This window comes from Mycobacterium sp. (assembly GCF_035640695.1).
In the GTDB taxonomy this organism is placed as follows: Bacteria; Actinomycetota; Actinomycetes; order Mycobacteriales; family Mycobacteriaceae; genus Mycobacterium.
In genome coordinates, this window is record NZ_DASQVQ010000070.1 from 22,743 (window position 1) to 29,516 (window position 6,774).

The 6,774-nt window shown below is 66.9% G+C and carries 7 protein-coding genes; 1 reads left to right on the forward strand and 6 read right to left on the reverse strand.

What is annotated here, in order from left to right; translation table 11 throughout:
• Positions 1–88: 88 nt before the first annotated feature.
• Positions 89–775 (reverse strand): class I SAM-dependent methyltransferase, encoded by a 687-nt coding sequence (locus VE759_RS09065; RefSeq protein ID WP_324930633.1) that lies wholly within the window; start codon positions 773–775, stop codon positions 89–91.
• 36 nt (positions 776–811) lie between these two features.
• Here VE759_RS09065 and VE759_RS09070 point away from each other — a divergent pair, with 36 nt between their 5' ends.
• Positions 812–1,261, forward strand: coding sequence for a MarR family winged helix-turn-helix transcriptional regulator (locus VE759_RS09070; RefSeq protein ID WP_414687866.1), 450 nt, complete (start codon positions 812–814; stop codon positions 1,259–1,261).
• Positions 1,262–1,290: 29 nt separating this feature from the next.
• Here the strand turns inward: VE759_RS09070 and VE759_RS09075 are convergent, their stop codons facing one another.
• From VE759_RS09075 to VE759_RS09095, 5 genes are all read right to left on the reverse strand, one after another.
• Positions 1,291–2,055: a class I SAM-dependent methyltransferase gene (locus VE759_RS09075; RefSeq protein WP_324930639.1), complete on the reverse strand. Its 765-nt coding sequence runs from the start codon at positions 2,053–2,055 to the stop codon at positions 1,291–1,293.
• Positions 2,056–2,057: 2 nt separating this feature from the next.
• Positions 2,058–3,476, reverse strand: a complete 1,419-nt coding sequence (locus tag VE759_RS09080; RefSeq protein WP_324930642.1) for an amidase — start codon at positions 3,474–3,476, stop codon at positions 2,058–2,060.
• Positions 3,477–3,496: 20 nt separating this feature from the next.
• Complete coding sequence (gene tsf, locus VE759_RS09085; protein ID WP_324930645.1) at positions 3,497–4,312, reverse strand: translation elongation factor Ts; 816 nt, start codon at positions 4,310–4,312, stop codon at positions 3,497–3,499.
• Between the two features lies 1 nt (position 4,313).
• On the reverse strand, positions 4,314–5,174 hold the full coding sequence (rpsB, locus tag VE759_RS09090; RefSeq protein ID WP_324930648.1) for a 30S ribosomal protein S2: 861 nt from the start codon (positions 5,172–5,174) through the stop codon (positions 4,314–4,316).
• A 129-nt stretch (positions 5,175–5,303) separates the two neighbouring features.
• On the reverse strand, positions 5,304–6,774 hold a 1,471-nt coding region (locus VE759_RS09095; protein WP_324930650.1), incomplete at its 5' end, for a DUF3376 domain-containing protein.

Consider the following 6,774-nt stretch of genomic DNA (forward strand, 5'->3'; position numbering starts at 1 on the left):
CGCCATCCCGGCAATTCACCCGGGACGGCATCCCCAATCCTGCCTCATAACGGCTTCGCAGCTACCTTCGGGGGGCTGCGTGTCGGGACTAGCCCAGATGCGCCGACAGCAGCCAGGCCGGCACCGACTTGCGGCCATTGGGCTCATCCCGCACGTCGCCGAACGGCATGGGCGCGGCGAGGCCGTCCGGCAGCACGGCGTGGATGCGCGCGGGCCTGATCTCGTCGATCACCCAGTACTTCGACACCACGTCGCGTAGCTCGTCCTCGGTGACGGGGTTCGCGGGCCCCTCGGGCAGACCCGCCCGGTCGAACACCAGCGCGAAATACGAGGCACCGGGCGCGGCGGCGCGCACGATCGACTGCTGGTAACCCTCGCGGGCCTCGACAGGAATTGAGTGAAAAAGGGTGCTGTCGACGATGGTGCCGAACCGGTCGTCGTATCCGGTGAACGAGCTGATGTCGGCGACGTCGAAGGTGGCATTGCTGAGCCCGCGCCTGGCGGCCTCGGCACGCGCCAATTCGATGGCGGTGGGCGAAAGATCAAGTCCAACGGTGGTGTAACCACGTTCGGCCAGATACAGGTCGACCGCGGCCTCGCCGCAGCCCACGTCTAACACGTCGCCGTGGAACTTGCCCGCCTCGATCAGCGCAGCGATTTCGGGTTGCGGTTCGCCGATGCTCCACGGCGGCTTGGCGCCCAGGCCCAGCTCCGCGACATCGCCGCGGTAGGCCGATTCGAAGGTGAAATCCGGGGGTGTTTGTGGTGTGGTCATGCCCTCTGTATATCAACGCCCTTGATATATGTCAACATGGTTGATATGACGGATTTCGAGGACCTGCCACTGGGTTACCTGCTGTCGCGAGTGATTGCGGCATTGCGCGCCGAGGTGTCACCGGTTCTTGAATCGCTCGGGCTGACGTTCCCGGAGTACATCTGCATGCGTTTGCTTTCGAAGTCGCCCGGCATGTCCAATGCGGAGCTCGCCCGCGAAGCGAACGTCTCGCCACAGGCGATGAACACCGTGCTGCGCGGGCTACAGGACCGCGGCCTGGTGACGCGGCCCGCCAGCGTGCAATCGGGCCGCTCGTTGCCCGCGCAATTGGCCTCGAAGGGCACGGAACTGCTGAACCGGACCGACCCGGGCATCTGGGCGGCCGAAGACCGAGTGCTGGGCGGGCTGACCGCAGCGCAGCGGCGCGAATTCAAGCGGCTGCTGGGTACGGTGGGTACGGGGCTGACGGCGGCTACCCACCGTTAGAGCCGACAATCTCACGATGTTCGCCGCGTTCACGCGCGGCGGCCGATGCCCGCCATCATCAACGGTGTGAACAGGCGCATCTGCTCGCCAAAACGCGCAGCTGCTGCGTCGGCCTCCTCGGCCGCGATCAACCCGGCATCGACGATGGCGCCGCGCAGGCTTTCGAAGGACAGCCTGAAGAAGTCGAAACCCGGTGCACTGGAATCGATTACGCGGATCCGTCCCTCGCCGCGGACATCGACCAGCCCGGCCGAGGCGATGTCGTCGACGACCTGGCGGCCATAGTGCGGCTCAAAACCCGCCCGCTGCATGAAGGTCATGACTGCCTCGGCCACGCGCTCGAGTTGAAGGTCGTTGCCCTGGAAGCCGAACCCGATCCAGTCGTAGTCCTCGATGACAAGCCAGCCGCCGGGCCGCAATGTCGTGGCGAGGCGGTCGACGATCTGCTTGCGCTCGGTGAGGTGCTCGAGCACGAGGCGGGCGTGGACCATGTCGAATCGGCACGCCGGCAGCTCATCGGTGCGCAGGTCGAGGCGGCGGACCTGGACCGCCTCGGAGGCCAGCGGCTCGATGAACCGCGTGTCGATGTCGACGGCCATCACCGTGGCGCCGCGCTGGCTCATCCATTCGACGAGCGAGCCGCCGCCCGCGCCCACCTCAAGACAGGTCCACCCCGGCGCGATGCCGAGTTCGTCGATCAGCGCCTGACTGCCTGGGTCCCACAGGCTTTCGATGCCGCGCAGCCGTTCCCGCTCCTGCGCGAAGCCCTGGTCATAGACGTAGCCACGGGCCATGCTCAGCCCTGGATGCGGCCTTTGAGCAGGGGCCAGGGCCGGGCCTGTTCGAGTTCGTACGCCAGGCCCAGCAGCTTGGCCTCCTCGCCGCGGGTCGCCGCGAACATCATGCCGACCGGCAACCCGGCCGCGGATTCGGCAAGCGGCAACGAGATCGCCGGATCGCCCGTGGTGTTCTGCAGCGGCGTGAACGCGGCCCAGTCGACAAGTCGGTCGATGATCTGCTGGTAGTCGGCGGTGGGATCGAGGTGACCGAGCCTTGGCGGCGGATCGGCAAGCGTCGGCGTCAACACCGCGTCATACCTGCGGAACAGCCGCGCGGTAATCCGGCGTGACGCGGCCAGCCGGGCGATCGCCACCGGCAGCCGGTGCAGGTTGCGGCCGGCGAAGCGGTCCAGCCCCAAGGTGAGGTTGTCGAGGCGGGTGCGGTCGAATGTGCCACCGAACGATCCGCGACCGCCGCGCACGACCGCGAAGGCCAGGAACGACCAATACAAAAGAAAATCGTCGACAAACCACGCCGGCACTGGCGGTTGGTCGAGGTGCACGACGCGGTGGCCGAGCTCTTCCAGCAACGCTGCGGTCTTCAAAGTCAACTCGCGAACTTCGGCGGTTGCGTCCCGCAGCAGCGAACTGGTGATGACCGCGACCGTCAGGCGCTCCTTGGCCGGATGGGTGACGTCCCCGACCGGCGGCAGCTTGGGGTTGCGCCACAGCCGCTCGGCCTCGCGATAGAACGCGGCGGTGTCGCGGACCGAACGAGTCACCACACCGTTGGTGATGATGCGCAGCGGCATCTGGCGCATGTACTTGTCCAGCGGCAGTCGGCCGCGCGTGGGCTTCAACCCCACCAAACCGTTGCACGAAGCCGGGATGCGGATCGATCCGCCGCCGTCATTCGCGTGCGCGATCGGCACCGCACCGGCGGCGACGAACGCCGCGGAACCCGAGGACGACGCGCCCGCGGTGTGTTCGGGGCTCCACGGATTGCGCACCGCCTTCAGCCGGGGGTGCTCGGCGGATGCGCTGAAGCCGAATTCCGACATCTGCGTCTTGCCGAGCGCAACCAGCCCGGTGGCCAAATACATTCGGGCCCAAACGCCGTCGGCGCGGGCCGGCCGCGGGGGCCACGCGTCGGTGCCCTGCATCGTCGGCATCCCCGCGACGTCGACGTTGTCCTTGACGAACGTCGGCACGCCGGCGAAGAAGCCGCGCGGCCGCGGGCCGGACGCCTCCCGGCGGGCGCGGTCGTACGCCTGGTAGGCCAGCGCGTTCAGCGCCGGGTTTACGGCCTCGGTGCGCGCGATCGCCGCCTCGACCAGCTCAGCCGCCGACACCGCGCCCGACCGCAGGCGCTGCACCAGCCCCACCGCGTCGGAGTCACCGAGTGGGTCGTCGCGGTACGCATGGATACCGGCCATGCGTCGACGCTAGCAGTGCGCTACGCCTGGCCAACCTCGAACCTGGCGAACCGGGTCACCGTCACGCCGGCCTCGTCGAGCAGCGCCTTGACGGTCTTCTTGTTGTCGGACACCGACGGCTGCTCGAGCAGCACGACGTCCTTGAAGAAGCCGTTGAGGCGGCCCTCGACGATCTTCGGCAGCGCCTTTTCCGGCTTGCCCTCCGACTTCGCGGTCTCCTCGGCGATCCGCCGTTCGTTGGCGACGACGTCTGCCGGCACGTCGTCGCGGCTGAGGTATTTGGCCTTCAGTGCGGCGATCTGCAGTGCTGCGGCGTGGGCGGCGTCCTTGTCCGAGCCCTGGTATTCGACCAGCACGCCGACGGCCGGCGGCAGGTCGGCCGATCGCTTATGCAGGTAGGTCTCCACCGTGCCGTCGAAGTACGCGACGCGGCGCAGCTCGAGCTTTTCGCCGATCTTGGCGGACAGGTCGGCGATCGCCTGCTCGACGGTCTTGGTCCCGGCCTTGGCGGCCTTGAGGGTGTCGATGTCGGTGGCCTTTGATGCCGTGGCGGCCGCGACGATCTGGTCGGCGAGCGCTTGGAATTCGGCGTTTTTGGCGACGAAGTCGGTCTCGGAGTTCAGCTCGACCAGCGCGCCGTCCTTGGCTGCCACCAGGCCCTCGGCGGTGGCGCGCTCGGCGCGCTTGCCGACGTCCTTGGCGCCCTTGATGCGCAGCAGCTCGACGGCCTTGTCGAAGTCGCCGTCGGCGTCGGCCAGCGCGTTCTTGCAGTCGAGCATGCCGGCGCCGGTGAGCTCGCGAAGCCGCTTGACGTCGGCGGCGGTGTAATTGGCCATGTCACTCCCTGGTGGTCTTCGGTTCGGTTTGGATGTCCGCCTCCGGGGTGCCGGGCTCGGCGCCTTCGGCGGTGGGGCTGGCGGTCGCGGTGGCGCTTGCGAGCAGCTCCTGCTCCCACTCGGCCAGCGGCTCGGCCCCTTCGGCCTCGGGCTTGCCCTCGCCGTTGCCCAGACCGGCGCGGGCCTGCAGGCCCTCGGCGACCGCCGACGCGATCACTCTTGTCAGCAGCGCGGCCGAGCGGATCGCGTCGTCGTTGCCCGGAATCGGATAGTCGACGAGGTCGGGATCGCAGTTGGTGTCGAGGATCGCGATCACCGGGATGCCGAGCTTGCGGGCCTCGCCGACGGCGATGTGCTCCTTGTTGGTGTCAACGACCCACACCGCCGACGGCACCCTGTTCATGTCGCGGATGCCGCCGAGGCTGCGTTCGAGCTTGTTCTTCTCGCGGGTCAGGCCGAGGATTTCCTTCTTGGTGCGGCCCTCGAAGCCTCCGGTCTGCTCCATGGCTTCCAGCTCCTTGAGGCGCTGCAGCCGCTTGTGCACGGTGGAGAAGTTGGTCAGCATGCCGCCCAGCCAGCGCTGGTTGACATACGGCATGCCCACCCGGGTGGCCTCGGCGGCGATGGATTCCTGGGCCTGCTTCTTGGTGCCGACGAACAGGATCGTGCCGCCATGGGCGACGGTCTCCTTGACGAACTCGTAGGCCTTGTCGATGTAGGTCAGCGTCTGCTGAAGGTCGATGATGTAGATGCCATTGCGGTCGGTGAAGATGAACCGCTTCATCTTGGGATTCCAGCGACGGGTCTGATGCCCGAAGTGGGTGCCGCTGTCGAGCAGCTGTTTCATGGTCACGACGGCCATGGGTGTGCCTTGCTTTCGTTGTCGGTTGCGCCCGGCATCGGGTTGAGGCCGGGCCCTGGCGCCTGCGGGATGCCTGACCCGCCGGGGGCGGGACCGCGAGGCATCCGGTCGTGCTGCGGGCGCGCGAAGTCAGCCCGCTCGCGCGGGCTGCGGGGTCGAGTCTACACGCGTCATCGAACTGGCTTGCGGCAGCCCAATGATGTCCAGCCTGTCGGTCTCTCCGTAATCCTTGTTGCGGCAGGGCATTTTTGGCATGACGACACCCAGAACGATCATCCACACAAGGGTGGGCAACAGGTCCCACACCCCGTTGTCGCGTACCGCCGCCACCACATCGTCGAGGAACCACTGCGCAGCCGTGGCCATCACCGCGGTGACGACCACCCAGAACCACGTCCAGGCGGGAGAGACCCAGCCCCACAACGAGAGCAGCGTTAGCAAGGCAACGGCTACTGCCGCGACGATCCATGTGACGGGCGGTTGATCCCACCACCAACCGCAAGTGCTGGCGTGGCAGTGTGTCGTGGCCGCGTGGTGGGCTTGATACCGCGCGAAGCATTCGGCCGTTGTCCCCACCCCAACGGCGACTGCGAGCGCGAGTACGACCAGACCGCGGCGCACGCCACTATAGGTGCGCGCTTTCTGCACGCGATAGGACCGCTGGTTCAGCCAGTGCTGGAGCCCCACGACGATGAATATCGCGACGAAGAAAAGTTCCACCGGTAACGCTAAACGCGGCCACTGCCACAAAACGGCCGCCAGGTAGTAGAGCGCCGAGGCGAAAGTGACGGTTCCCAGCGCCCACGAAGCCAACCGGAACCGGCGGGCGCTCGTGTTGGCTAGGATCGGCGCCCATCGAGTCCGTATCTCGTATTCCGGATGATCTTCGTTGAGGCGCTTCAGGTTCTCGGTCAATTCCTGCCAGTTAGCATCTGCCTTGCGGGCACGTACGAGGATGAAGGCGGCGAGAAGGCCGAGCACGAGGGCGAAGATGAACTGCCATCCTCTCGGGCTGGTACCAGCACCAAGGAGAGCGGCCGCGCCGAGAACCACCACCACTGACCACGCCGCACGCAGCGGGTCGGCGATTAGTGTGAGCGGTACCGCGAGCGGGCGGATGATGCCTTGCGCAAGCAGCGCCGCGGCACCGGCCACCGACGCGCCGGATTCCTTCGGGGGCAGCAGGGCACGGTATACCAGCGGCACGATCCGAGAAATCAACGAGAAGCGGTACTGCGGTGAGATCGCATCGAGGCCGTCCGCGCCGGTTGATTCGACAATCCCGCCCGACCCGGTTGACTCGACGGTTTCCGCCGCCTCTGCAACGATCGACCGCTGAAGCGCCGCTACCTTAGCCTGAACTAGTACATCGAGCTGTTCTTCGGCGTCCTCCTCGGGGGCTGCATCCTCACGGTGAGCCCGTTCGAGAATCCTTGCGATTCCCGCTGCAGCATCCAAGCGGCCCCATTGCCAATCGTTTTCGCGCCAACGGCCGAGGAAGAAGCCGCCAAATCGGTGAAGCACGTTTCCGGCCAGCTTTGCGTCGGCCTTCAAGTCGTCCTCTCGTTCGGACAGCACGCGTTCCATCTGGCTGGTGGTG